This window comes from Thermococcus peptonophilus, assembly GCF_001592435.1.
Taxonomy (GTDB): Archaea; Methanobacteriota_B; Thermococci; order Thermococcales; family Thermococcaceae; genus Thermococcus; species Thermococcus peptonophilus.
Map to the genome: position 1 here is coordinate 1,376,614 of NZ_CP014750.1, position 24,205 is coordinate 1,400,818.

Below are 24,205 nucleotides of genomic sequence, written 5' to 3' on the forward strand. Positions count from 1 at the left end.
TTAGCTGAACCTAAAAAAGAGGGGGGAGTTAATTAAGGTTTCCCTGAATTTTTGGATGGTAGATTACTCTCCTCTTCCTTTCCTTCATCAACATCAAAATAGTATAGAACGCATTCATGGACAACAAAATACACGCCCTTTTCCCCGTCGTAGATAGCCCTTGCGTTCATGTCTATGGCCGCGTTAACGAGGTCTGAGAGCGACCACATACGGACCCTCGCCGCGGGGGTGAAGTCCTCAAGTTTCCCTCTGCTTATCCATTTGGAGAACTTGGAGGCTTCCTCTTGCACTGAATGATAGGCTGGAAAGAAGACTGAGCCTTAGGAGAAGGTGGTTTTTTGGGCAGGAAGTATCAGTGAGCCTATTTGGAGACGTCCACGTCCTCGAACTCATCCTCATTAATTATCACAAACGGAATCCCAAACTTCCTTAGCAGTTCGATGAGGTACTTTTCTCTTTTCTTTATTAGGTCAAGTTTGTGTCTCAGGCTGGTGTTCTCTATCGCAAGGCTGTTGGCCTCGTCCACCTTAAGGCGGAGCTGCATCTTCAGCTCGTTTATCTGCCCCTCTAGTTCTACTATTGAGCGTTCGAGTCTCTCTATCTCCTCAATGTACTCCCTGCAGAGCTTTCTTTTTATCATTCCGGTCAGCCCCGCGAAACTTCTTCACCTCTCAGGGGGCTCCAGACTCATCATCCCGTTAACCGTTAATGGTCTAAACATTTCCATGAATAAAAACCTGGTGGTCGAGATGAAGAGCAAACTTAGAGTTCTCTATCTGAAGTGGCGCTCAAAGTGTCCATTCGTGAGGAAGTTAGAGGCCTGGAGGATGAAAAGGATGGCAAATGAGTTTAGGGTGAAGCTATGACTACGAAAATACTTTTAAGCTTGCTCTCCCTCAGTGCCCCATTATGAGGCGAGTAATTTCAGTTTTGATGGTGCTGATTTTGGTAGCGGCCGGATGCTTAGGTTCCCCTAGTCATGAAACTCATTCTAACTCATTTAACTATTCCCCTGCATCTGCATCCAAGACCCCGGTAGCAACCGTTTCGGAGGAAAAGTGTGTCTGCAACGTCTCAAGCGATCTTAGTAAAGAGCTCTCCGACCTCAAAACTAAGGTGGAGCTTTTGAACGCGAGCCTTGAGGAGTGCCGCAGTAGCGCTACCCTGCTGGAATACTCCCTCAACGTAACTCAGAGCAGGTTGGCCGCCCTGACTTCGGATTATAATGAATGTCTAGTTAATCTCTCAGCTTGCAACGCGACCAGTTTAAAACTTGAGGAATGCCAGAAAGGGCTTGAAAGTGCTCAAGCGGAGCTGGGTGAGTGTAGGGCAACCTCTGACCAGCTTTCCTCCGAGCTGGAAAAGTGCCGGTTGAAGCTCAATGAAGCCTATGATGTTCTCAACAGGACTTACACCGACGGAAGTGTCGAACTTCTTATAGAGCGCGATTACTATGAGGAGGCGATTGAGGCAATTGATGGCGCAACGCAGGAAATATACGTAATGATGTTCTCCATGCTCTACGATCCAGACGACTGGTCGGACGAGGCCAACGATTTAATAAACGCACTGATCCGCGCCAGACGCCGCGGCGTTGAGGTCCACGTTCTTCTGGAGAACAGCCTAGATACCAACAGGGAAGCATATGACTACCTTAAGTCCAACGGGATTGACGTTTCATACGACTCTCCATCAAAGACTCTTCACGCCAAGATCGTTGTCATAGACGGCAGAATAGTCTTCCTGGGAAGTCACAACTGGAGCGAGTCTGCCCTTCACTGGAACCACGAGGTTAGCGTCAAGATAATCTCCAAACAGCTCGCGGGTGAGGTGATCAACTACTTCTGGAGTGTTAGGGGTTCCTGATCTTATTTTTTCCAAAAGACAACATTCATCCATCATAAAGGCGAGAATTTTAAAAGGTAAAATATAAAAACCGTAAGATGCCCTTATTCTTTGTCGGTTATGTCTGTGCTAGTTGCACAGAGGCCTGTTCTTGGATCGCAGAACCCGGGTGATTTTCCATTCGTCACTGTAACCAGGAACATCGGCACCTTCACTTTGTTGTAGTCTTCAGCAACATCTAAGTTTTGATAATAATTCAACGCATAACAACTTTCCTTGGGTGTCCCCCAGAGTGTATAGGACAGTTCTGATTCTTGGTTTGTTGTTTTGTGGAATCCGATGGTTAGTGAGATGCTGTTTAGAACTTTACTAATGCTTGGATATTTTGCTAGAACCCCTGCCTTTTCTAAAGCCTTCACGGCTCCAGGCCCAATGGGCACTGAAAAGCTCGACTCACTCGAAAATTCATACGTGTTTTTAAGCCATTTGTTAATTATGAGCTGGTTTCTGCCTATGTAGTCTATCCAAGTTCTCTCCTGGCTTGTGGACTGGGGAATAGTGAGGTAGCGGGGATCCTCGGTTATGCTTGGAGTGTAGAATGTTGATCCCGGATTGAATTCAACGTACTTCTGACCGCCGCTAGTGGTCTCGTAGATCTTATAGCTGCCAGTGGTGAGTATCTCTAGAGGATACGTGAGGGTTAGGGGCATTTCAGTGTACTTACCAGTATAACGGTCATAGGCGAGAACACCATAGACGGTAACCACATACTTGACGTCAAGGTTCACATAGCGGGACCACACTGAGCTCTGGGGAGTGATTTCGTAAGGTGTGATGTACTGCAATTTTAGACTCTTACCTTCGAACTTGTTTCCGAGTTCTGTTGTGAAGAGTGTTACTGGTCCGACGTCGATGCCGGCAGTCCAGTGTGAGTACGTGGCTTCGTTGAGGTATAATTTCATGTCAAAGATAACATCTTTTAGGACGTGGTTGTCTATTCTGAGTCCGAGGAAGGAGATTTCATCTATTACAACTTTTGAGGCAATTATTTTGATCCAGTTGCTGGTTGGGTCTTTTGGAATGCAGTAGCGGTATCCTTCGGGGATGTAGTCTTTGGGGCAGGAGTTGGTTGAGGTGGCAGTAACTTCTGAAGCCCCTAGGATTTCTAGTTCTTTGAGTTTTACCCTGCTTCCCCTGATGCTTGCTATTCCCAGTCCTTTTTCGCTCACGAATATCACTATTGGAGTCGGCGTGGCTTTTAGAGTGTTTCTTTTGTTAGCGTACTCTTTCAGCCAGGCGTTTCGGGGAACCCTGACAAAAGTGGGGAATATTCCGACTTTTCCGGTTTTCAGGAGTTTTACTGTCCCGTCTGGCATTGGGTAGAAGATGGCGTAATGACCTGAACCTTCGAATTTGTAAACGTCGTAGCCGAAGATTCGGATGGGTTTTTCCTCATTGAGACCCCAGGTTGCTGCAGCGACTAGGGAAACGATGCTCAGGCTGAGTGTTGCTACGAGGAATAGGGCTAGAACAGTCTTCCGCCTCGGCACTTACTAACCACCTCAGTTATAAGATAAGTACATTTCCATAAAAGATTTACTATTAGAAAGTATGAATTGGTTATATTCTCCAGAACAATATTAAGATCACAAACTTGAGAGTAATAAACCGCTTGAGTAACTACTGCATGTGTAGCTATGAAGAGTTTTCCAGGGATAGAAGATATCATTGGGCGGCTCGTATGGGCTCCAGATTAGAACTACCCACCTGAAATGGTGCTTTCAATGTCTCCGTGAGAAGGTTGGGGGAATGAAGATTAAAACGAAAGTCGAGGTTCAGGGCCGGGAAGTAATTCAGAGGCCAAGGATTTCCAGAATTTCCTCAACGGCTCTTTCCTTCTCTATGCTCTTCTGCTTGCCCGTTTCCATGTCCCTGAGGGTCACTTTTCCAGCTTCAAGGTCCTTCCTGCCTACGATGACAACGTAGGGAACTCCAAGCCGTCCAGCGTAGTCGAGGGCTTTTCTGAGCTTTCTCCCAGTAAGCTCGATATCCGCCTTCACGGTGGCTTCCCTGAGGCCCTGGGTTATCTCTATGGCAGTCTTCTTCACTTCCCTATCATCCCCGATTGGAATGACGTAAACATCCGGTCTTAGCTTTGCCTCAGGGAGAAGGCCCTTCCACTCGAGGATCGAGATGAGCCTCTCGATGCCTATGGCAAAGCCGGTAGCCGGGGTTGGCTTCCCGCCGAAGACCTCGATGAGGTTGTCGTACCGACCGCCACCCCCTATCGAGCCTATGCCCAGGTCGTTGGGGATTATGGCCTCGAAGACTATGCTCGTGTAGTAGTCGAAACCGCGCGCTATGCCGAGATCTATCCTTACCCACTTGGAGACCCCGTAGGCATCGAGAAGGTCAACGAGCTCGTAGAGCCTCTTTATTTCAGCTTTCGCTTCCTCGCTCGTGAAGAGCTCTTCGGCCTTTGGAAGAACTTCATCGGGGAGACCCTTAATCTCGATCAGCGAGAGGACTTTCTCAACGCCATCATCGTCCAGCCCGAACTCCCTGAGGGCCCCAACGAACTCCTCCCTGTTCATCTTGTCCTTCTTGTCGATGAGCCTCATAAGGCCGATATCGTCCTCAACGCCCAGCATCTTGGCGAATTCGTCCAGAAGGACCCTGTCCCCGATGTTCACTGTGAAATCCTCAAGGCCGACCGCGAGGTAGCTCTGGGTGAAGAGTGCTATAACCTCGGCGTCGGCCTCAACCTTATCGCTCCCTATCAGCTCAACTCCAGCCTGCCAGAACTCCCTATAGCGGCCGCTCTGTGGTTCCTCATAGCGGAACATGTTTGCTATGTAGTACCACTTTATCGGCTTCGGCGCGTTCTGGAAAGAGTTAACGTAAAGGCGGGCGACGCTCGATGTCATGTCCGGTCTTAGAGAAATGTCCCTTCCGCCCTTATCCTGAAAGGCGTATAGTTGTTTGACTACCTCTTCCCCACTCCTCAGCTTGAACAGCTCGGTATACTCAAACGTTGGCGTCAGAACTTCCTGGAAGTTAAAGCTCTCGAAAACTTCCCTTATCCTCTCAAAAACCCATCTCCTCTTTGCCATTTCCTCAGGAAGGAGATCCCTCGTTCCTTTGACCTTATCGAGTCTCGCCATTTTCAACACCTGGCAGAAGGAGTGTTTTGGAGGTTAAAAGGGTTGCTGAATGAAAATCAGAAACTATGCTCCGGTCATCAGCAGGTATATCCCTATGACCCCTTCCACCATCATCTGGGCGCCGATTGCCATGATGAAGAGACCGATTATTCTGATGGTTATGCTGAGGAGGCTCTTGTTCACGGATTTCATCATATAAAGGGCAACGAACATTGAGATTGCCACGACTAGGATTGCTATGGCCGTTGCGGTGAGGGAGACAAAGTAACCGTACTCCGCTGTCATGGTTATAACTGCGGTTATGGCTGCCGGGCCAGCTATCAGCGGCATGGCAACAGGAACAGCAGCGAGGGCAAGGATGTCCTTCTCCCTCTTAAGGGTGAACATTCCACCGCCTTCGAGGGCCTCAAGGCCTATCTTGAAAAGGACGAAGCCGCCTGCCACCTTGAGGGCATTTATGTCGATGTGGAATATCTCCTGGAGGATTATCTGCCCGGCGACGGCAAAGCTGGCGAGGAGAATGAACCCTATGAAGTTTGCTCTGATTATGAGGGCCTTTATGTCCTCTATGTGGAAGTCCTCGCGGAGGAAGGTAACCAGGAGTATCTTATCACTAGGGTCTATCATGATGAGCATCAGGAGTGCGGAGCTGAGTATCGTCTCCACTTCGTTCATGTCGTCGCGTTGGAAAAGGGATTTAAAAAGCTATGCAAACTCCCGTTGCGATGATGACACCGGCACTGGCTGAACGGTGATGACCACTCGGTTGTCTGAGCTACTCCACTTTTTTAAAGTCCATGTGGTGGGTGCTTCCGTCCTCGGTGGACAGTTTGAAGTTGTATGCAGTTGGTTCAAAGCTCGGACTTGGAGTCCTAAGGATTACCATTCTCTCTTCAAGCACACCCTCCTCAAGGCTTGATCTAAACGTGATAATAGTGTCTGAGATGCTCGAGACCCAGGCGGATAATCTTTCTGATACAACGTCCTTATTTAGAAGTAATATGGTGAAGATGTTCCAATCCATGGCCTCTCTCGCAAGTGTTGCCATATACGCGTTTATGTTTTTAATGTGGGTACTTCCCCAAACAGAGCAACGGATCCATCTACGGTATATATGAGACGGACAATGTTCCCTGTCTTTGCGAGTGGATGTATTCTTTCCTTGTTAATCTTTTCTATTTTGGGCACTAATGTTTCTTCTGTTGGATTCGTTATTGGGATTACATAGTCTTCATTTGGATGAATATTGTACTTTGAGCCAAATATATCCACTATTAGTAGCTTTCTCCTCTTCAGTGTTTCAATGAGGTCCGGTTTGCTAGCAAATATGGCCCTCGAGATCAGCCTAGGAACTGGAAGAGAATAATTGTGAATAACGCCGAGGGAGTTGTAATGGTTAATCAGATAGTAGAATATCTTGAAACCAAAGGTCCAACCCATTGAGTATGTGTCATAGAATATAGAAAGAATCGAACCGCTCTCCATTGTGCTGACGATCTCCCCAATGATGTTTTCCTCAGCAAGTGTCATCATTGCCCCACCTCTACCTTAATGAATTCCACTGCCTTACGCAGATCGCTGACTACCTGTCTAAGGGCGAGAATGTTTCTCCGAACCTCCTCAAGGGCAGATGCTTGCTCCTCTGCACTTGCACTGACCTCCTCTGCGCTGGCAGTGGTCTCCTCCGCGCTTGCTGCCAGGTTTTCAAGCGCTTTCTTGGCTTCTTCAACTTCCTGGCCCGTTCTCTCTATCTCAGACCTAAGGCCCTCAAAACGGCTCTCAACATCTCTGAGGAGTTCACCCACGTCTACCAGATAGCCGACAGTCTCTCTGAGGAAATCAACGGACTCGTCGATGATCTGAGAGCCGTTCTGAGTCTCGATGACGGCGTTCTCTATCTTGGACTGTATCTCTCTGATTATCTCTCTTATGTTCTCTGCGGCTTTCTTGCTCTCCTCGGCTAGACTCCTTATCTCATCTGCCACTACTGCGAAGCCCCTTCCAAGCTCTCCCGCGCGGGCGGCCTCAACGGCTGCATTAAGCGCCAGGAGGTTAGTCTGCTCTGCTACAGCACTTATGGCGTCAATTATTTCGTTGATCCTTTTGCTCCTATCCGCTACTTCTGAGACTGCATCCTTGATGGAGTGCATAGACCTCTGAATCTGTTCAATCTTGTTTATTGCAGTTTCCCCTTTTTCTTCTCCTTCTTTTGATATTTCCAGAACTTTGTTGACAACTTCACTGAACTCTTCAACGGCATCCATGGTTTTTTGGGTAAGTTCCGCCGTGAGGTTCATGCTCTCCATGACCTCCGTTATATTAACCTGCTGCCTCTGTGCCTCGCTGCTTACCTGACTTATGGCCTCGGCGACTTGGTTTACGGCCTCTGTTATCTCGCTCGTTATGGTTGTCAGTTCATCTGCCCTCTTTTCTAGGGTCAGGGCGAGATCCTTGACTGTCAGCATGAGGTTCTTGAGGTTTGATATTGCCGAACGCATTGAATTCAGTATCTCCTCGAAGTCGCCTTTGGCATGGGTCGTTAGCTCTTCGGATATGTCTCCTTCGGCCATCTTCTGCATTCTTTCGACGATCACATCGAGTGTTTCCAAAACATTAGTTGATATTATCCTGAATGCCTCTATAAGCTGGCCGATTTCGTCGCGTTCTCTATAGCGTATCCTCTCGATCATTTTTTCTGCTTCTTTGAGACGGCCCTCGGAGATGACCCTAGCAACGTTGGTTACTGTAATCACTGGATCGAGTGCAGACCTTATCAGCCAGTACGCCACACCTCCTGAGGTAAGCGCTGTAAGTATCATTATCCCGATGCTCATCCACAGGACCTGCTGATGGGAGGCCAGTGCTGCCTGGACATTGGCTCCCGAACCTGCGAGTGCCTCTGTCAGTTTCTTCATCGCGTATTGCTGTACTATTACTGCACTGGCAACGACCAGGACAAGCGGAATGGTTATTGAGAGTATGAGTTTCTGTCTGAAGTTCATTTCTCACACCTCTTCCCTTACTCCTCTCATCTCAGGAAAAACGCTCTTCTGTACGGTGTAAGATTCACCGAATCTCCCCAGCTTTAGCACTATGGGAAACATTGTCCTAAGCAACGGCAGGGCTTCGATAGATGCTTTTTCTATGGCCTCAGAGTTGACGAAAACTATATTGACAACCCCCCTGTTCTGGATTATCTGCCGTCCAATGTCATGTATCTGCTCAAGCATTTCGTGTCTATTGAACAGGTTTATCACCATCTCTATACCAAGCTGAATGTTGAATTGGGGCTGGGATTCTCTGTTTTCAAGTATCTTGGAAATCGCTTCATTATATCGGGCTTTATACACTGGATAGGGGGAGATTGGTATCTTGTAGAGCACTTTTCCTGTCTCTACCGTTCCGCCTACTTTGATAACTGACAGGTCCCTGACAAAGGTAGTGTCCATATTGAGGAGCTCGGCTTGGTATAGGTAAATCGAGAGCGTGTCCAAAAAGTCCGTTATTATGATGTTTCTTGGATTATCCTGGATCTTTGTTAATCCCTGGAGTAACTTGATGAGGGTATAACCAACTATGTCCTCAGATGTGTGCTCAATAAGCAGGCTTGTTTTATACCTCGTCGGGACCTTTGAAATCATTCCATTGCCCACCTCCGAGGTTTGTTGAGTCTTTTATTCCTAGTCTTTCGATGAGGTCCTTGCCAATATGTTATATACCTAATTGTTAGATTTTTAAGCTTTTTGCGTTATTTTTGTAATATTGTCATTAAAGAATCATTATTATTGTTATAGCAACCCAGAAATATATAACTGGAAATTCGCGAAATCAAAATTTGTTTATGGAGTATGCTACCATAACTAAATGTCATATTTCAATGACATTTAACACTGAACTCGGGCATAATCGTTGTTTAGGAATTATATTATCTGGCTGTTTGTCAACAATATTCATTAGCGGATTTTGCTCTGTGCCAATATGTTTCACTATAATCGGCTGCATCCAGGAGTACTGCCAGTATGTTTTCAAAAAATCTCCGGTGCTCTATAACTTTACGTGAGATTCGCTTGACTGTTGTATATGGCTTGCCGGTTATACGAGCTATTGTGTTCGGCTCTAATCTCAAATGCAGCATCAGATAAGCGACAAGAAGTGTTAGCTTTATATCGTGGACGCCCTTTAGAGGAGTCCCCTCCAGTTCTGTGAAAGTTCTTCCGCACATCTTGCATTTAAACCTCTGGACCTTGAGACCGTTTGATTTTGTGATGTATCCTATCCTGACGACCAAGGTTGAGCCGCAGACCGGGCACTTTGGTGTGGATAGCTCTGAGACTTTTGTTATAATGTGTTCTTCGGGCATTGAAACTATCCGTTGAATTGTTTGAAGGTACGTTCTGAATTCCATAGCCCCCTACCCGAGGTAATGTGTCTTTAGGTATTATTTTTTAATTTTTTGGCTTCTTTTTGGTGTTGTTCATGAATATAATGCCATTTTTAGTTATAATTTAGTGGCAATATTGTAACAATAAAAACATGTAGGCAAAAACTGTTTCCAGTTATTTTAGTGATATGTTAAGGTTTGCTACTCGTCTGATTTTGTTCCAAATATGGTACATACATTGCAAATCTTAAACTATATCTGGAAAAAGGTAGAAGTTTAAACAAATTTTTATCAAATGTCTTTATGGCTTTTCTGATAGTAACACTTCCAGAAATTTCTCCATGAACCCCTTATGCCTCCTGGCCCGTTGGGATAGCCTCTTAACAGTTGGATATGGTATCTTCAGCATTTTGGATATGGCTGCGTCGTCTAAATTGGCCCTGAGGTGTAGATATGAAACCGCTACTAGAGCTTTCAGGTCATGGACACCTTCAAAGGGTGTCCCTTCGAGCTCCGTGAAAGTTCTTCCGCATCTTTTGCACTTAAAGCGTTGAATTTTAAGCTCGCTCTGGGTCCTCTTGATGTGCCCTATCTTAACAACATCATGAGACCCACAAACTGGGCAGGAAACGCCGAAGGCGCACTTTGCGCAGAGTGTTGAGTATGTCCCGGTCGGATAGTTTCATTATTTTGATGATCTCATTTATCATGATGCTCTCCATGTACACCACCCCCTGTTCTCTCCTAGCCTATTTAGTTACTTAAAGTTAAATATAAATTTTTGTGTTTGATTGGGTACTTTCTGGGGTTTTTAGTCACATCATTGCTGCTAATGAATCAATCCTGAATGTACAAGACCTTCAACAACGGTGGCGTTATTACCGTGGTCGTGAACACCATAAGGATGGCCACGGTGAGGGCGTCCCCTCCCACTATTCCGCTCGACATCGCAACCGCCAGCATCGCCAGCTCCACACCCATCCTGGGTATCATCCCGACCCCTATCCTAAGGGAAGACTCCCACTCAAAGCCACCCAACCTGGCCCCGAGGCCGCAACCGATTACCTTGCTGACGATAGCTGCGGTTGTGTAGAGAACCGCGAAGAGCCCCGCGTGAAGGATGTAGGACAGCTCTATCCTCATTCCTACCTCGACGAAGAAGAGTGGGATGAAGAGAGAATAGCCGAGGACGTTCATGTGCTCCATTATCGCCTTTTTCTTTGGAATCTGGCCGAGCGCCAGGCCGGTAAGGTATGCCCCGAGGATCGAGGCGAGGCTAAGGTGCTCAGCGAGATAGGCGAAGACTATCAGAAAGACGAGGGCGAAGGCCGTCTCGCTCTCTGGCAGGTCGATCTTTGAGACGTAGCGGAAGACCCTATCGGCCATCTCAGGGCCGAAGTAGAGGAAGAAGAACAGGAGGAGGGAGACCGAGATGAGCACCTCCGCAAGGCTGGAGTAGTTAACCGAGCCGCCCCGAATCATCGAGATAGCAACCGTTAGCACGAGGATTCCAAGGACGTCATCAACGACAGCGGCCGCCAAAATAGTAGTCCCCTCGCGCGTGTTTAGCTTCCTCATCTCCATGAGAACCTTCACTGTAATGCTCACGCTCGTCGGCGTCATCATCGCACCGTAGAGAACCGCCTCGTGAAACGGGACGAAGAAGTAGGCAACGCCAAACCCAAGGATGAATGCCACGAGGACACCGACTCCAGCCACAAAGACACTCTGCTTTCCAACGCGCCTGAACTCCTCAAGCTCGCTCTCGAGGCCCGCTATGAAGAGGAGCAGCAGAACGCCGAGGTTGGAGAACTGGCCGATGATCGGGTTCGTGTCAAAAAAGATGCCAATCAACAGGCCGCCGAATATCTGGCCCAGAACAACCGGCTGGCCGATTTTCTCGAAGGCGTACCCCATCACCTTCGCGGTGGCGAGCATTACTGCTATCAGGAGGAGTATCTCCATGCTACCGCCTCTACTCCCTTGAGAAGGCCCACTTCAGGAGGAAAGGCGTTACAATCGTCGTTATCACAACCATCGTGACCGGAATCGCGAAAACACCCCTATCAAAGACCCCCTCTTCAAGTGCAACGTTGGCCATGATAAGGGCAACTTCCATCCTTGGGACCATCCCCACACCGATCTGGAGGGCCTCAACGGGTCTGAACTTTGAAAAGACCGCACCGAGACCACAGCCTATTATCTTGCCGATTATCGCAAGCAGAGCATAGACGAGGGCAAAGGTTCCAGCTGTGGTAAGAATCCGCACATCGCTTTCTATTCCAATGCTCACGAGGAATACTGGAATAAAGAGGGAATACCCTATCGTCACTGTTTTATCTGTAACTTTCCTCGCCTCTTCGGTCGTTGCCACGAGGATTCCAGCCAGATATGCACCGGTTATTCCAGCGATCTGGAACTGCTCGGCGAGATAGGCGAAGATGAGCATTATGGCTATGGCCATGGCCGTTACCGTTTCTGGAAGGGTTATCTTTTCCGAAGCCTTTAGGGCCTCTTTAACCGCTGGAGTTCCAATGAGAAGCCCGAGGAGGAAGTAAACGGCAACCTCACCGAGGATTATGAGGAGATCCTTCATATAAACGCTCCCGCGGGTGTTTATTCCCACGAGAATCGTCAGGACGATAATGCCCAGAACGTCGTCAACTACGGCAGCAGCTAAAATCGTTGTTCCTACCCTCGTCCTGAGCTTCTTCATCTCCATCAGGATGCTGGTAGTCAATCCGACGCTCGTCGCGGTAAGGACACCGCCGAGAAAGAGAGCCTGAACGTGTGGGTATCCCCATGCAAGTGCACCCAGATATCCGAGAATAAAGGGGACGAGGACGCCCATTGAAGCAACTATGAAGGCTGGAATTCCGACATGCTTGAACTCCTCTATGTCAGTCTCAAGACCGGCTAAAAATAGAAGCATGACGACACCGAGCTGGGCGAGGAGCCTGACGCCCTCATCGTAAGAAACGATCCCGAGGATTGAAGGCCCTATTAGAATCCCACCAATGAGCTGACCGAGGGCCGCTGGAAAGCCGAGGCGAGCGGTGATGTATCCGAACAGCTTCGCAACTATCAGTATCAGCGCCAGTTCGAGGAATACGTCCATTATTGTCATCCCCTGCCGGTTATTCGATCTCAGTACGATACTATGCGGATGAGCCGGATGATATCCTTAACCTCGAGGACGCCGTGGACACGGTTTTCATCGTCAACGACGGGAAGGTGGTGCTTTCCAGTCTCAAGCATGATCTGAATTGCCCTTCCGAGGTTTTCATCCACGTTAATCGTTATCGGCTTTTTCACCATTATATCTCCAACTCTGGAGGCCCTGTTGACTGAGTACTTTTTGAGAAGGTTTATCCCCACCACTGAATACCTCTTCGGTGGTTCAAAGAAGTGGAGTATGTCCTTCATGGTCACAAAGCCGAGGAGCTTTCCCTCATCGTCAACCACGACTGCGGAGCTTTCCTCTCCCCTCAACTCCTGGACGAGCTTGGATAGTGGGTCACCAGGATGGAGGGTCAGAAACTCAGTATCCATAACGAGACTTACGGGAACCTTGGAGATATAGCGGATGTTGTGGCTTAGTTCTTCTCTTCTCTGGAGCGTTAAAAGGCGTCTTTTGCTGTGGATGAGATGGACTTTTTTTGCCTTGCTGGCTTTTGTATTTGAGACACCTGAAACGTCCTCCATTGTACTCACTGATACAGGTTTATTATCTCGATGTGTTTAAATGTTTCGGGCGCTTTTTGACATAAATATGTCTAAAATTCTTGAGATATTGGAGATTTTTTGACTAATTTTAGCCAAAAACTTTTTAAGGTAATGCCCATAGACTCCGGTAAGGGAAATATGGTCTCTGGAAACGGAAGCGAAAGGGCCTACGATGTTGTTATAATCGGTGCTGGTCCTGCTGGACTTTTTGCGGCCTATGAGCTTGCGGAAAAGAGTGATTTTAAGGTTCTCGTGATCGACGAGGGCGGCGACGTTGACCAGAGGAAGTGCCCGATGTACGAACTCGGCTACTGCATAGGCTGCCAGCCCTGCCACATAATGAGCGGCGTCGGCGGCGCAGGCGGGTTGAGCGATGGCACGATAAACCTCCGTCCAGATATTGGCGGCGACCTCAGGGAGTTAACCAACGACGAGAACTATGCCTGGCAGCTCGTCTGGGAGGTTGACCAGATACTTCTGAGACATAAGGCCCCGAGGAATCTCTTCAAGGGCGATCCCGAGCAGGTCAGGTACTGGGAGCAGAAGGCGGCACAGGCCGGGGTGAAGTTCATCCCGATAATACAGAGGCACATTGGTTCAGACAGGACACCTGAAGTGATAGGGGATATCAAGAGATACCTCGAAAGCAAGGGCGTCAAGTTCATGCTCTGGACGAAGGCCCTTGAGTTCAATAGGGGATGGGTGAAGGTAAAGCGAGGAAAGGACGTTTTTGAAATCAGAACTAAGTACATCATAGTCGCCCCAGGCAGGGGAGGAGCTGACTGGTTCCACGATGTTGCCCAGAAGATCGGACTGAAGGCAAGGCACGGCCCGATTGACGTTGGAGTTCGTGTTGAGGTTCCGGCTATAGTTATGGAACCGATAACGAGCATAAACCACGATCCTAAGTTCCACATATATACCGACACATACGACGACTTTGTGAGGACTTTCTGCACCAACCCGAACGGCTTCGTGGTTGAGGAGCGCTACGATGGCTACGTTGGGGTAAACGGCCACTCCATGCACGAGAAGAAGAGCAACAACACGAACTTCGCCTTCCTGACGAGGATAGAGCTGACCGAACCAGTTGAGGACACAACCGCCTATGGAAAGAGTATCGCCCAGCTCGCCACGACTATCGGCGGGGGAAAGACCCCTCTCCCACGCCCTGGAGACCTTAGGAGGGGCAGGAGGAGCACCTGGGCTAGAATACGGAGGAGCGACGTCGAGCCGACTCTCAAGCACGTTACCCCTGGAGACATAGCGATGGCCCTTCCCCACCGTGTCGTCACAAACATCATAGAGGGGCTTGAGAAGCTTGATAGAGTCCTTCCGGGCGTAGCCAGTGACCACACCCTGCTCTATGCTCCCGAGATAAAGTACTACGCGATGAGAGCCGAGGTAAACGAGAACCTTGAGACGAGCATCGAGGACATCTTCGCAGCCGGGGACGGGGCCGGGCTGAGCAGGGACATAGTGAACGCTGCAGCTACTGGCATTCTCGCCGCGAGGGGGATACTCAAGAAGGAGGGCCTGTACACGGAGGAGGACTTCAGGAAACCGGGCAACTGGAAGAGTGTGGTTGAGTCGCTCAATGAGTAGCTTTTTTAAACTCCCATTCTCTTTCTCTGCTGGTGGAAAAAATGCCCGTAAAATGTAAGTTCTGCGAGAGACCTGCCTTCATCAAGCTTCACTACCCAAAAATGTACCTCTGCGAGGAGCACTTTAAGGAGTATTTTGAGAGGAAGGTCAGGAGGACGATAGAGCGCTACAAGATGCTGAAGCCAGAGGAGAAGGTTCTGGTCGTCGTCAGCGGCGGCAAGGACTCGGCGGTTACAGCCTACGTCCTCAAAAAGCTCGGCTACAACATCGAGTGCCTTCATATAAACCTCGGCATCGGCGAGTACTCGGAGAAGGGTGAGAGATACGCGAAGATGCAGTGCGAGAAGATAGGTGCTCCCCTCCACATAGTCAGGCTCAAAGAGCTCCTCGGCTACGGCATCGGCGAGGTGAGAACGAGGAGGCCGACGTGCTCCTACTGCGGCTTAACCAAGCGCTATATCTTCAACAAGTTCGCCTACGACAACGGCTTTGATGCAGTCGCCACAGGCCACAACCTCGATGATGAGGCCAGCTTCATCTTTAACAACCTAATGAACTGGAACACGCAGTATTTAGCGAAGCAGGGGCCGGTAACACCAGCGCAGTTCAACGGCAAGCTCGTGAAGAAGGTAAAACCCCTCTACGAGGTGACCGAGAGAGAAGTCGTTGCATACGCTTTGGCTAACGGCATAGAGTACGAGATAGACGAGTGCCCCTATGCGAGGGGGGCGACAACCCTCGAGTGGAAGGCAATCCTCAACGAGATGGAAGAAAAAAGACCGGGAACGAAGATAAACTTCGTCAAGGGCTACCTGAGGAAGAAGCACCTCTTCGAGGCTGAACTGGAGGAGACAGAGCTTAGGGAGTGTAAGGTCTGCGGGATGCCGTCGAGCGGGGAAGTGTGTTCCTTCTGCCGCTTCTGGAAGCTGGAGAAGCCGATTGACTTCAGGGTGGAAAAATGAGAATCGTGGTAAGGTTTCCCGGAGAAAGAAGGCATGTGTTGATCCTTTTAAAATTTTATATGGTTGCCCTACTTGTGAGTGCAGCTCTCTGTGCAGTTTTTACCGCAGTCTGGGTTATGGAGGCCAGTCTGTCTCACGCCTTGGTTTACCTAGTGGCGTCAATGTTTTTCTTTGCTTCATTCCTGATGTATCGGGAGATGTACATCTCTCTAAGGAAAATCAGGTTTATCCGCTACTTCCATGCCCTTGAGGAATACGTGAATCCTCCTCTGGGTGCTTACGCTTCGGTTCATGTCCTCGCCGCCGTGATCTTTTACACTGCTGATGTGCTTAAGGGTGGATATGCGTTCGTTGCTACCCTTCTGCTCTTTAAAGGTATAGGTGAGTACGTTCTTGGTCTCTTCAGGGACGATCTGAAAGTTGCATCTGTGCTCTATGACTCACTCATTGGCGGTGAGCTTGATAGGCTCTCGATCAAGGATCCCTTCAAGTGAACCGCTTGGTCTTTTCCCATGTAAGCTTTCCTATCAGTAGTTTTATGAGGCCCCTCATAGTGTATACAACTCCCGCAAGGACGAAGATCATAAAGTACAGAGGGTATGCCGCGACGAAACTCCATGGTACGTAGTAGTTGTGTCTCTTCATCTCCACCCAGTTGGAATACGCCACGGAGGCCCAGAACACCAAAAACGCTGTTATTGAGACTGCAAGGAACAACCTCGGTCTTGCCAGTGCAAGGGGTATGTTACCTGAGAGGATGATGTAACCATTCAAGACAACTGAGAGGAACCAGAACACGGGAACGAGGTAGCTTATGAGGTAGAAGTGCTCTATAAATCCTTCTGCAATTCCGGAGCAGCTTCTCAGGACGTTCCAATAGTAATCGAGCATTACCTGGAAGTGGCCCTGTGCCCACCGCGACCTCTGCTTTATGTAGTCTTTCATGGTTTCAACTGCTTCCTCCCAGCCGATGACTCCATGGTAGTACCAGAAGCGGTAGCCCGAGATTATGGCCCTAGCCCACAGGTCCGTGTCCTCTGTGACCGAGTCCTCCCTGAACATGCCGAGCCGGAGGAGGTGTGAAAACCTGAGGAGGGCAACGGTTCCTCCATACTTCCCGTTTTCGTTTAGCTTCATGTCTCCTTCTATGGCGACGTTGAAACCCACAAGCCGCTCGAGAGTTATGAATTTCGTTACGAAGTTCCTGCTCCAGTTCCTCGGCCTCACGTTTCCTTGAATTCCCACGACGTACTCGGGTGCCTTTTCCATTATCCCTACAAGGGTGGTGAGTGCATTGGGATGTAGAAGGTAGTCAGCGTCTAGGATGAAGACATAATCCGGGTGCTCCCTTGACTGCTCTATCACTTCGAGGGTGTAGTTGAGGGCTCTTGGCTTGCTCCTGCCCCTCTCAGGAGGGACATCAATTACGGTGATCTTCTTTGGATTTTCTGAAGCTATTCTCTCCATAATCTCTCTCGTTGAGTCCGTGGAGTTGTCGTTTATCAAAAACAGCTTAAAGTTGTGGTAGTCTTGATTGAGCACAGTCCTGGCGGTTATCTCTATGACGCTCTCCTCGTTGTGGGCTGGAATCAGAACGTAAACGAGCGGTTCAAAGAAGGGGCTTCTCTCCTGGACCTCGACCTTGAAGGGATAGCTTCTTCTTGATGCAACGATCAGTAGAGAGTAGAATATTGTGCCAGAGAACACTAGTAGGAACAGAAATATTAGAACTGCTTCGAGTGCATAGGCTGGGGGCACCAAGAGTGCTAGCCCGATAGTTATCAGGATGTACAGATAGAGGGCTGATTGGAACTTCAGTGCTGGTTTCATGATAAGGGTTTTATTTAAAGTGCTTAAAATACATGATGGTTCAAATGGCGGTAGTGCAGATAAAAAACATTGCATATATGATTAAGTTCCTTGATAGGTTTATTGGGGAGAGTCGAGTCGCCTCATGGTATGGTAGGGATAGATACGTTGCTGAGTATATGATTGCGGGTAGAAGTGCCCGCCTTGTCGCGGAGTACTCTGGGAACACTGTTACCATATGGTTTGAGCCCGAGCTGTTTGCCCCCATCCTTAAAGCCTTCCTCTCCCATGAGGGACACCTTCGAAAGGCAGTGTTTATAGGCGCTGTCGACCTTTCCCTTAAAGGCCGGTTTGAGGGCTTTATAGTGGCTCCATGGGGGAGGGTAAAAATCTTAAAGCTTGCCCGGGGACTTTGGCTGGGCACCGATGGGCACTCGACGTTCTTCGCCTCAAACCTGGAGGGGCTTGCCGAACTTGTTGAATTCCTGGAGGGATCATCTTGAGGAGGGCTTACTTTGCCCTGCTGGCGGCCATTGCAGTGCTGTTATATCTCCCCCTCTTCACAGCTCCGTCTCCTCCCGCTCTTCCCACGGATGGGGATGGTCATCTTTTCAAAATACACAAGCTCATGAGCAATGGGTGGGAACCATGGATTGAAGACTGGTACTCTGGCTTCCCGTTCCTTAGGTTTTATCCACCTTTATCGTACCTCATAGGGGCTTTTCTTGGACTTGTACTCGGAAGCGACATCAGGGGTTATGCTGCCACCCTGATGCTGACCTCGTTCGTAGGTGCGGTTGCCCTCCACTATTACCTGAGAAGGACTGGACGCGAGCCATACGTTGCACCCCTTGTTTTTCTCCTCTTCCCCTGGCATCTGGGAGTAGCTTATATGGAGGCTAACTTTCCAAGGGCCAATTCAATAAACTTGTTTCCCCTCTTTCTTCTCGCTCTTCTCTGGGCCTTTGAGGTGCGTGAGAGGTACTTAGTGGCATCTGCTGTGGCGATCTCCGTTATATCCTTAGTGCACCACTCCGCAATGGTGCCTCTCGTTATTACAGGTTTCGTGCTCTTCGTTGAGGACTTTAGAAGACCCCGCGTTCTCTCGAACTTTTTTAAGGTCGGCGGACTCGTCGTGGCACTCACGGCCTTTTGGTACGTACCATTCTTCATGGAGAGTAAATGGCTGAACTTCTGGAATATATATCGACATCCGTGGCTTTTTAAGGGAGGTAGCTTGTCTCCTTCACTCTTCCTTGAGCCTGCAGGGATTTCGTCCATAGCGATCTTTTTAACGTTCCTCTTGGTTGCGTACTTCCGGGGTACACTCTGGCGCCGCACTCTTGGTCTTGCCGTGCTTTACCTCTACCTCGCGCTTGGATACTACTCACCGACCCCTTGGATTCACTCACTACCTGTTCTCTCGATGATACCACCCTACAGATGGGTGGATATGATCAACCTGCTTGTTCCCCTCATCGTTGCCGACGCCTTGACTGGTGTGGAATGTAGATGGAAGCTCGTTGCTGGAGCCTTGGCTACGGCCCTTTTGATCCTTGGCACTTTGCCCTATGCCAGATCAGTCCCGTCGTATCCTCAGGACTTGATGGAGGTCGCCAAGTTTCTCCGTGAACAGCCCGGAGATGACTGGCGGTTTGTGGTGCATCCCGCTGTTTCGCCCCATAGCTACCTGCCCGTTCTTACAGGTAAGGCCACCCTGAACGGATGGTACCATGAGGGAGATCCGGCAGAGGAGGGCCACATTAGGATGTGGTATCTCCTATCAACCGGTCATGACGCTTCCCTTTACCTCAACTCCTACGCAGTGAAGTTTTTGATAGCCTCTACCAACGTCACTGTGGGGAACTATTCAAAGATTGTGAAAATAGGTCGCTACTGGGTGTACACTGGCAACGTCAGCTTTGTTGAACCCGTGGGAGCGGTGCTCGTCGGGAACTTCTACGATCTCCCAGTAGACTATGCCTACTTTGAAGATTCGTCCAAACTCGCTACGATCCCCCCTGGCGCTGTGGGTGTTGTTTACGCTGGAAACCCCTCAAAAGAAGAAGAGAGCCTTCTTTGGGACTTCTTGCAGAGGGGCGGTACAGTCGTGTGGGTGCCCGAGAGGGGCGGGTGTTTGTTCGGGGTATGTGGCGTGATGGAGCGCATTGACGGTTCCAGTCTCAGCTCTAAGGTCTTCAACGTCTCTGTCTTCGCACCTTTTGATTATGATGGCATGCCCTGGTACGGCCCGGTCTTTGAGAACGTTACTTCTCTGCTTTCCGTCGGGAATAAATCTATGATCGGCGTTGTGAAGCTTGGGAAAGGCACCCTTTACCTTGTTGGTGGCAACATCCTCTACCACAGCATCTACTGGGACTCAAAGAAAGAGGCGGAGTTGGTCTTTGGTCTTGCCAGAATTGATGGAAGCCTTAACTACACACTCCTTTCCCGATCGGACGGGAAGTACTCACTTATAGTCTCACCTTCAAAACCAATGCTTATAAGGGTCTCTGAGAGCTACTATCCCCACTGGGAAATTAGAGTGAACGGAGAGCTTGTAGAACCCATCAGAGACGACCGCACGGGGCTTACGCTAATTACTGTATCGAAGGCATCCACAGTAAACGCCGAGTTCCACGACCCGTTTATGCGCCTGAGGGTGTACTCTGCGATTGGATGGGCTGTTGTCCTTGCTTATGTCCTGCTCGAGTTCTCTTGGGGGCGTGCATCAAGGCGGTAATAAAAGAATCTGGCAAGTAGAGATAGAATTGTTTTTAAGAGTCCTTCTGTGATCCAGATTGGGGGTTGGTAGTGCTGAAGTGCTCAATCTGCATCCACGACGAGAGAACTGCAAAGATAGACATAATAGACGGAAAGCCAATATGTCGGGAGTGTCAGGTCTACCTGAAGCACCCCTTCGACCGGGAAAAAATTAGAAGAGAACTTGATGAGCTGATGAAGAAAGTTGATAGGGCCATCGTGGCTTACTCTGGGGGGAAGGACAGCGTCGTTGCCCTCTACCTTGCGAAGGAAGTCTACAAAGTCCCGGAGCTTGAGGCGGTGATGATAGACCACGGGTTAATGGCAGAGGAAGCCATCGAGAACGCCCGGAGGATGGCCGAGGCTCTTGGAGTCCCCTTCAAAATCCTCCGCTATGACTACTCGGACATCTTCAGGGAGGCCCTGCTGAAGGCCCAAAGTCCCTGCAGGGCCTGTTCGAAGAGGACGATGGAGAAACTCCGAAAGTACGCCCTGAAAAACGGCTACCGCTACATCATCACTGGCCATGAGCTCCCCTTTGGCCACAAGCCATACAGACTCATGAGCGGCGGTGTTATCCAGATAAGGCTCCTCTCCTTGATGACGGAGTGCGAGAGGTTTGAAATCCTTGAAAAGCTCCCCTTTGAGTTCCCCGAGCTCCCAGGCTACACGACCAACTGTCTCGTCCTTGGCCCTGCTCTTGAGCGCTACTACAAGGTTCACGGGCACTCCTTTGAGCACAGAAGGATAGCGGCCCTCGTGAGGTACGGCTTAATGGACAGGGAGAGGGCTGAGAAGCTTACCTCTCCACCCAGAGTCCCCGAGGAGCAGTGGGAAATCGTCCTGAAAAAGCTGAACCTTGAAGGAAAAATTAAACGGTAGCGGTCATATCACCGCCGGAATTCCTGGAACCCTTGGAAACGGCTGGACTTCAGCGATGTGCTTCGCTCCGACTATGTACCTGACTAGTCTCTCTATGCCAATCCCGGCCCCCGCACTCGGTTTGAGCATTCCTGCCCTGGCAACTTCGAGGTAGGGCCTGAAGGACTCTTCGCTTAGCCCCGCCTCTTTGATCTTTCTCAGTATCTTCTCGTACTCCCACTCTCTCTCCCCGCCGCTGGACACCTCGCCGTAGCCCTCCGGGAGGTAAAGGTCGTAGTTTCTCCAGTGGCCATCGACTTCCCTGTCGTAGAACTCCCTCGGTATGTCAGTTATCCAGAAGGGCTCGTCCATCTCTCTGCTGGCTTTGTCTTCACTGCCAAACTTCTCGATAACCTCTTCAAGGGTAAAGCGTTTGAATGGCCGCTTTACCCTCGGAAGTTCTCTCTCAAAGGTCTCCCATACAGGCCCTCTGAGCTCCCTGAACAGGCCCACGATTAATTCTTCTATCAGCCTCATAACGTCGTCCATGCTGGCGTGGGCTATTTCAAAGTCGAGCTGGGTGAACTCGTAGGCGTGTCTTCCGTCGTCGCTTTCTCTCTCCTCAAGCCTGATGTTTGGCGAAAGGACGAATATCTTTTCCAGCCCCATCGCTACCGCAAACTGCTTATGGAGAATCATGCTATGCATGAGCTTCAGCTTACTGCCATAGGCTTCAATCTCCGGCGCCATCATCTTGCTCGCCGCTGGGTCGGGCCAGAGCGGGTCGGTTATAGAGCTGAGCATGACTGGAAGTAGCCACCTAAACCCCCGGGAAGTCAGCTCCCCGGTGAGGTATCTTATGGCCTCGGTCTGCACTCTAACAACGGGTTCTATGCTCCTGCTTACCATCTGGACTGCGTTCATGAGCATCACCGATAGGTAGTTTGGCACTTCTTCTTTATGTCTTTTATTCAAAAATTAGTGTCATTTGGACAGATTTTAACAGATTATTTCTTGGATTTTTGATATAAAGACAAAGCAAGATACCAATAAGGACACTGGATGTCTAAATTGTTTCCGGGTTTTGGAGACTCGATATCGTTATAACCACTGGCAAGGAAACTAAATTGGTGGTATTATGGGAGTCTACATCTTTACCCCCGAAGACCTCGTCAGGTACGGTTCCGCAAGGCCCGAACAGCTGGAAATTCTCAGGGAGGCAATTCTTGAGAAAAAGGACATCCTCATAGTTGGAACGAGCAGGAGCGGAAAAACAAAGCTCGTTGAGGCTCTGCTTCACTACGTCCCCGACGAATGGAAGATCGCCGTCATCACGGCCTACGGCGAGTTCAAGCCCTTCAGACCCCACATCGAGGTCGTTGACACGGAGTTCGACAGGCGCTCTACGGATGTTAGAACTTCTGAAGTCATAGAGAAAATAAGACGCATCAACCCGGATTACGTTGTCATCGATACGGTTCACACAGTTGACGTTGCTGCGATACTCAAGATCCTAATAGACGACTATGCGTTTATTGTGACGTCACTCGCGCTGACTGATGACATCAAAGGTGAGGTTATGCACTGGCTCAGGATAGACGAGGACACTTTCAACAGGTTCGACGTAGTGGTTGAGCTGGCGAGGGATTGGAGAACCGGGCTCAGGAAGATAAACAGGATTTACAAGGTCAAGGACGGAGAGCTTATCCAGATTCTTTAACTCTAGTCTTTGTCTTAATTATTTCCAGCCAAAATTCATCTGGTAGATGATGGGAGTAGAAAAGAGGGGAAAGTAGAATCACTTCTTCTTGAGTTCCTCTATGGCTTCCCTGAGGTTGTCGAGCATCTCCCTTATGTCGTCGAAGGTCATGTAGCCCATGTTTCCAATGCGGAAGGTCTTTTCAGCGACGCTTCCGTAGCCCTTGGCCAGTTCAAAGCCCCTCTCACGCATCGCGTTGTAAACGTCAACGCCCTTCATTCCCTCCGGGACAACGACAGCTGTAATAGTCGGGCTCTCGTAGCCCGGCTCGGCGAGAATTCCGAGGCCCATCTCCTTTACGCCCTCCCTTATCATCTCGCTTCTCTTCCTGTACATGTCAAGCCAGGCTTCCTTGCCGCCCATCTTCTCAACTATCCTGAGAACGACGTTGAGGCCGAATATCTGCGGGAGCGGTGGGGTTGAGGGTGTCCCCTGTTTCTTCTCGTTGAACTTCTTGTAGAGGGGCAAGTCAAAGTACCAGCCGCGCTCCGGCATCTTCTCGGCTATCTCGAAAACTCTCTCGCTGACAGCCGCTACAGCCAGTCCCGGCGGGACGCCGAAGGCCTTCTGGCTGCTCGCGAAGACGAGGTCGATTCCCCACTTGTCGAACTTAATCTCCGCTCCGCCCATGGCCGAAACAGCGTCGACGAAGAGGAGCTTGTCGTGCTCCTTAACGACCTTGGCCAGCTCTGGGAGCGGGTTGAGGACACCGGTTGAGGTCTCGTTGTAGGTTATGGTCACCGCGTGGACGTCGGGGTTCTTCTTTAGGACTTCGTCAAGCTCCTCCGGCTTTATCGCCTGTCCGGGTTCCTTCTCGAAGACCACTGCTTTTCTCCCGTTGGCGTTCACGACATCCGCAAAGCGCTTTCCAAACGCTCCAATAACCGTTACTAGGACTTTCCCGCCGCGCGGAATCGTATTCCTGACGGCAGCCTCCATGAAGCCCGTTCCGGAGCTCGGGAAGAGTATTATCTCTCCTTTGTCGGCCTCAAGGAAGGCCTTGAGCCTGTTGAGCGTGTCAACGTGAACGGCCTTCGCCTCGGCTGAGCGGTGGCTGAACATCTGGACGCTCATAATAGCAAGAACCTCGGGGAAGCAGGCAACCGGGCCGGCGGTGAAGAGCTTGTACTTCGGCTTCACCATTTCGTAAACTTCCCTGTAGGCGTCCTCGTAGGTCATGTCAAAGCGGAGCTCCATATTTATCACCTCGCCTTTAGTTGCCTGTGGGGGTAAAAAGGGTTTGCTCTAGGTCGGTCAAAGGCTCTCCGAAAGTTAATCGGAAATTTTATCTTAAATGAGAATTTCGTTCAGTTCGCTCAAGACTTTTAAA

25 protein-coding genes and 1 pseudogene are annotated in these 24,205 nt (G+C 49.6%); 9 read left to right on the plus strand and 17 right to left on the minus strand.

Translation table 11 applies throughout. The features are described 5' to 3' along the window. Window positions 1-32: 32 nt before the first annotated feature. The gene (locus A0127_RS10505; protein WP_156471177.1) at window positions 33-290 is read right to left on the minus strand and encodes a DUF5305 family protein; all 258 of its coding nucleotides are present in this window, start codon (window positions 288-290) and stop codon (window positions 33-35) included. Between the two features lie 71 nt (window positions 291-361). Beyond that, window positions 362-640 carry a hypothetical protein gene (locus A0127_RS07330; protein ID WP_062389894.1) on the minus strand — a complete coding sequence of 93 codons (279 nt, stop codon included), beginning with the start codon at window positions 638-640 and terminating at the stop codon, window positions 362-364. 100 nt (window positions 641-740) lie between these two features. Between A0127_RS07330 and A0127_RS10815 the strand changes: the two genes are divergently transcribed. Continuing rightward, the gene (locus tag A0127_RS10815) at window positions 741-866 is read left to right on the plus strand and encodes a hypothetical protein (RefSeq protein WP_269451030.1); all 126 of its coding nucleotides are present in this window, start codon (window positions 741-743) and stop codon (window positions 864-866) included. Window positions 867-909: 43 nt separating this feature from the next. Further along, window positions 910-1,866: a phospholipase D-like domain-containing protein gene (locus A0127_RS10430; RefSeq protein ID WP_231855745.1), complete on the plus strand. Its 957-nt coding sequence runs from the start codon at window positions 910-912 to the stop codon at window positions 1,864-1,866. Between the two features lie 83 nt (window positions 1,867-1,949). Here A0127_RS10430 and A0127_RS07340 read toward each other — a convergent pair whose 3' ends face one another. From A0127_RS07340 to A0127_RS07390, 12 genes and pseudogenes are all read right to left on the minus strand, one after another. Continuing rightward, window positions 1,950-3,395, minus strand: coding sequence for a hypothetical protein (locus tag A0127_RS07340; protein ID WP_062389897.1), 1,446 nt, complete (start codon window positions 3,393-3,395; stop codon window positions 1,950-1,952). Between the two features lie 303 nt (window positions 3,396-3,698). Further along, entirely contained in the window at window positions 3,699-5,009 is a 1,311-nt protein-coding gene (gene hisS / locus A0127_RS07345; RefSeq protein ID WP_062389900.1) for a histidine--tRNA ligase, read from the minus strand. Between the two features lie 63 nt (window positions 5,010-5,072). Continuing rightward, window positions 5,073-5,684, minus strand: coding sequence for a MarC family protein (locus tag A0127_RS07350; RefSeq protein WP_062389903.1), 612 nt, complete (start codon window positions 5,682-5,684; stop codon window positions 5,073-5,075). Window positions 5,685-5,784: 100 nt separating this feature from the next. Beyond that, window positions 5,785-6,033 carry a hypothetical protein gene (locus tag A0127_RS07355; protein WP_156471178.1) on the minus strand — a complete coding sequence of 83 codons (249 nt, stop codon included), beginning with the start codon at window positions 6,031-6,033 and terminating at the stop codon, window positions 5,785-5,787. A 32-nt stretch (window positions 6,034-6,065) separates the two neighbouring features. Beyond that, window positions 6,066-6,542 carry a hypothetical protein gene (locus A0127_RS07360; RefSeq protein WP_062389906.1) on the minus strand — a complete coding sequence of 159 codons (477 nt, stop codon included), beginning with the start codon at window positions 6,540-6,542 and terminating at the stop codon, window positions 6,066-6,068. Beyond that, window positions 6,539-8,011, minus strand: a complete 1,473-nt coding sequence (locus tag A0127_RS07365) for a methyl-accepting chemotaxis protein (protein WP_062389909.1) — start codon at window positions 8,009-8,011, stop codon at window positions 6,539-6,541. Before A0127_RS07365 ends, A0127_RS07360 begins: the two co-directional genes overlap by 4 nt. A gap of 3 nt (window positions 8,012-8,014) precedes the next feature. Then, window positions 8,015-8,650, minus strand: a complete 636-nt coding sequence (locus A0127_RS07370; protein WP_062389912.1) for a DUF257 family protein — start codon at window positions 8,648-8,650, stop codon at window positions 8,015-8,017. Window positions 8,651-8,949: 299 nt separating this feature from the next. Next, window positions 8,950-9,414 (minus strand): IS1/IS1595 family N-terminal zinc-binding domain-containing protein, encoded by a 465-nt coding sequence (locus tag A0127_RS07375; RefSeq protein WP_231855746.1) that lies wholly within the window; start codon window positions 9,412-9,414, stop codon window positions 8,950-8,952. 277 nt (window positions 9,415-9,691) lie between these two features. Beyond that, a pseudogene (locus tag A0127_RS10900) lies at window positions 9,692-10,003 on the minus strand (transposase); the annotation flags it as partial. 224 nt (window positions 10,004-10,227) lie between these two features. Continuing rightward, complete coding sequence (locus A0127_RS07380) at window positions 10,228-11,355, minus strand: cation:proton antiporter (protein ID WP_062389915.1); 1,128 nt, start codon at window positions 11,353-11,355, stop codon at window positions 10,228-10,230. 10 nt (window positions 11,356-11,365) lie between these two features. Then, window positions 11,366-12,508, minus strand: coding sequence for a cation:proton antiporter (locus A0127_RS07385; protein WP_062389916.1), 1,143 nt, complete (start codon window positions 12,506-12,508; stop codon window positions 11,366-11,368). Between the two features lie 29 nt (window positions 12,509-12,537). Beyond that, on the minus strand, window positions 12,538-13,095 hold the full coding sequence (locus A0127_RS07390) for a CBS domain-containing protein (protein WP_062389919.1): 558 nt from the start codon (window positions 13,093-13,095) through the stop codon (window positions 12,538-12,540). A gap of 159 nt (window positions 13,096-13,254) precedes the next feature. Between A0127_RS07390 and A0127_RS07395 the strand changes: the two genes are divergently transcribed. The 3 genes from A0127_RS07395 to A0127_RS07405 are packed head-to-tail and all read left to right on the plus strand — an operon-like array spanning window position 13,255 to window position 16,177. Continuing rightward, entirely contained in the window at window positions 13,255-14,721 is a 1,467-nt protein-coding gene (locus A0127_RS07395; protein WP_062389922.1) for an NAD(P)/FAD-dependent oxidoreductase, read from the plus strand. Between the two features lie 41 nt (window positions 14,722-14,762). Then, window positions 14,763-15,683, plus strand: a complete 921-nt coding sequence (gene ttuA, locus A0127_RS07400) for a tRNA-5-methyluridine(54) 2-sulfurtransferase (protein WP_062389924.1) — start codon at window positions 14,763-14,765, stop codon at window positions 15,681-15,683. Further along, a complete protein-coding gene (locus A0127_RS07405; protein ID WP_062389927.1) occupies window positions 15,680-16,177 on the plus strand; it encodes a hypothetical protein in 498 nt (165 codons plus the stop codon). Before ttuA ends, A0127_RS07405 begins: the two co-directional genes overlap by 4 nt. On the opposite strand, the gene A0127_RS07410 is transcribed toward A0127_RS07405, so the two are convergent. After that, entirely contained in the window at window positions 16,170-17,513 is a 1,344-nt protein-coding gene (locus A0127_RS07410; protein ID WP_062389930.1) for a glycosyltransferase family 2 protein, read from the minus strand. The genes A0127_RS07405 and A0127_RS07410 overlap by 8 nt on opposite strands. 35 nt (window positions 17,514-17,548) lie before the next feature. Between A0127_RS07410 and A0127_RS07415 the strand changes: the two genes are divergently transcribed. The 3 genes from A0127_RS07415 (at window position 17,549) to A0127_RS07425 (ending at window position 21,137) form a co-directional block, all read left to right on the plus strand. Then, window positions 17,549-17,995 carry a hypothetical protein gene (locus A0127_RS07415; protein ID WP_156471179.1) on the plus strand — a complete coding sequence of 149 codons (447 nt, stop codon included), beginning with the start codon at window positions 17,549-17,551 and terminating at the stop codon, window positions 17,993-17,995. 125 nt (window positions 17,996-18,120) lie between these two features. Beyond that, window positions 18,121-20,235 carry a 6-pyruvoyl-tetrahydropterin synthase-related protein gene (locus A0127_RS07420; RefSeq protein WP_231855747.1) on the plus strand — a complete coding sequence of 705 codons (2,115 nt, stop codon included), beginning with the start codon at window positions 18,121-18,123 and terminating at the stop codon, window positions 20,233-20,235. Window positions 20,236-20,306: 71 nt separating this feature from the next. Then, window positions 20,307-21,137: a Dph6-related ATP pyrophosphatase gene (locus A0127_RS07425; RefSeq protein WP_062389937.1), complete on the plus strand. Its 831-nt coding sequence runs from the start codon at window positions 20,307-20,309 to the stop codon at window positions 21,135-21,137. 3 nt (window positions 21,138-21,140) lie between these two features. Here the strand turns inward: A0127_RS07425 and A0127_RS07430 are convergent, their stop codons facing one another. Then, entirely contained in the window at window positions 21,141-22,040 is a 900-nt protein-coding gene (locus A0127_RS07430) for an asparagine synthetase A (protein ID WP_062389940.1), read from the minus strand. 214 nt (window positions 22,041-22,254) lie between these two features. Here A0127_RS07430 and A0127_RS07435 point away from each other — a divergent pair, with 214 nt between their 5' ends. Then, window positions 22,255-22,836: a P-loop NTPase family protein gene (locus A0127_RS07435; protein ID WP_062389943.1), complete on the plus strand. Its 582-nt coding sequence runs from the start codon at window positions 22,255-22,257 to the stop codon at window positions 22,834-22,836. A gap of 78 nt (window positions 22,837-22,914) precedes the next feature. On the opposite strand, the gene A0127_RS07440 is transcribed toward A0127_RS07435, so the two are convergent. Further along, window positions 22,915-24,072, minus strand: coding sequence for a pyridoxal-phosphate-dependent aminotransferase family protein (locus A0127_RS07440; RefSeq protein ID WP_062389945.1), 1,158 nt, complete (start codon window positions 24,070-24,072; stop codon window positions 22,915-22,917). Window positions 24,073-24,205: the final 133 nt, after the last annotated feature.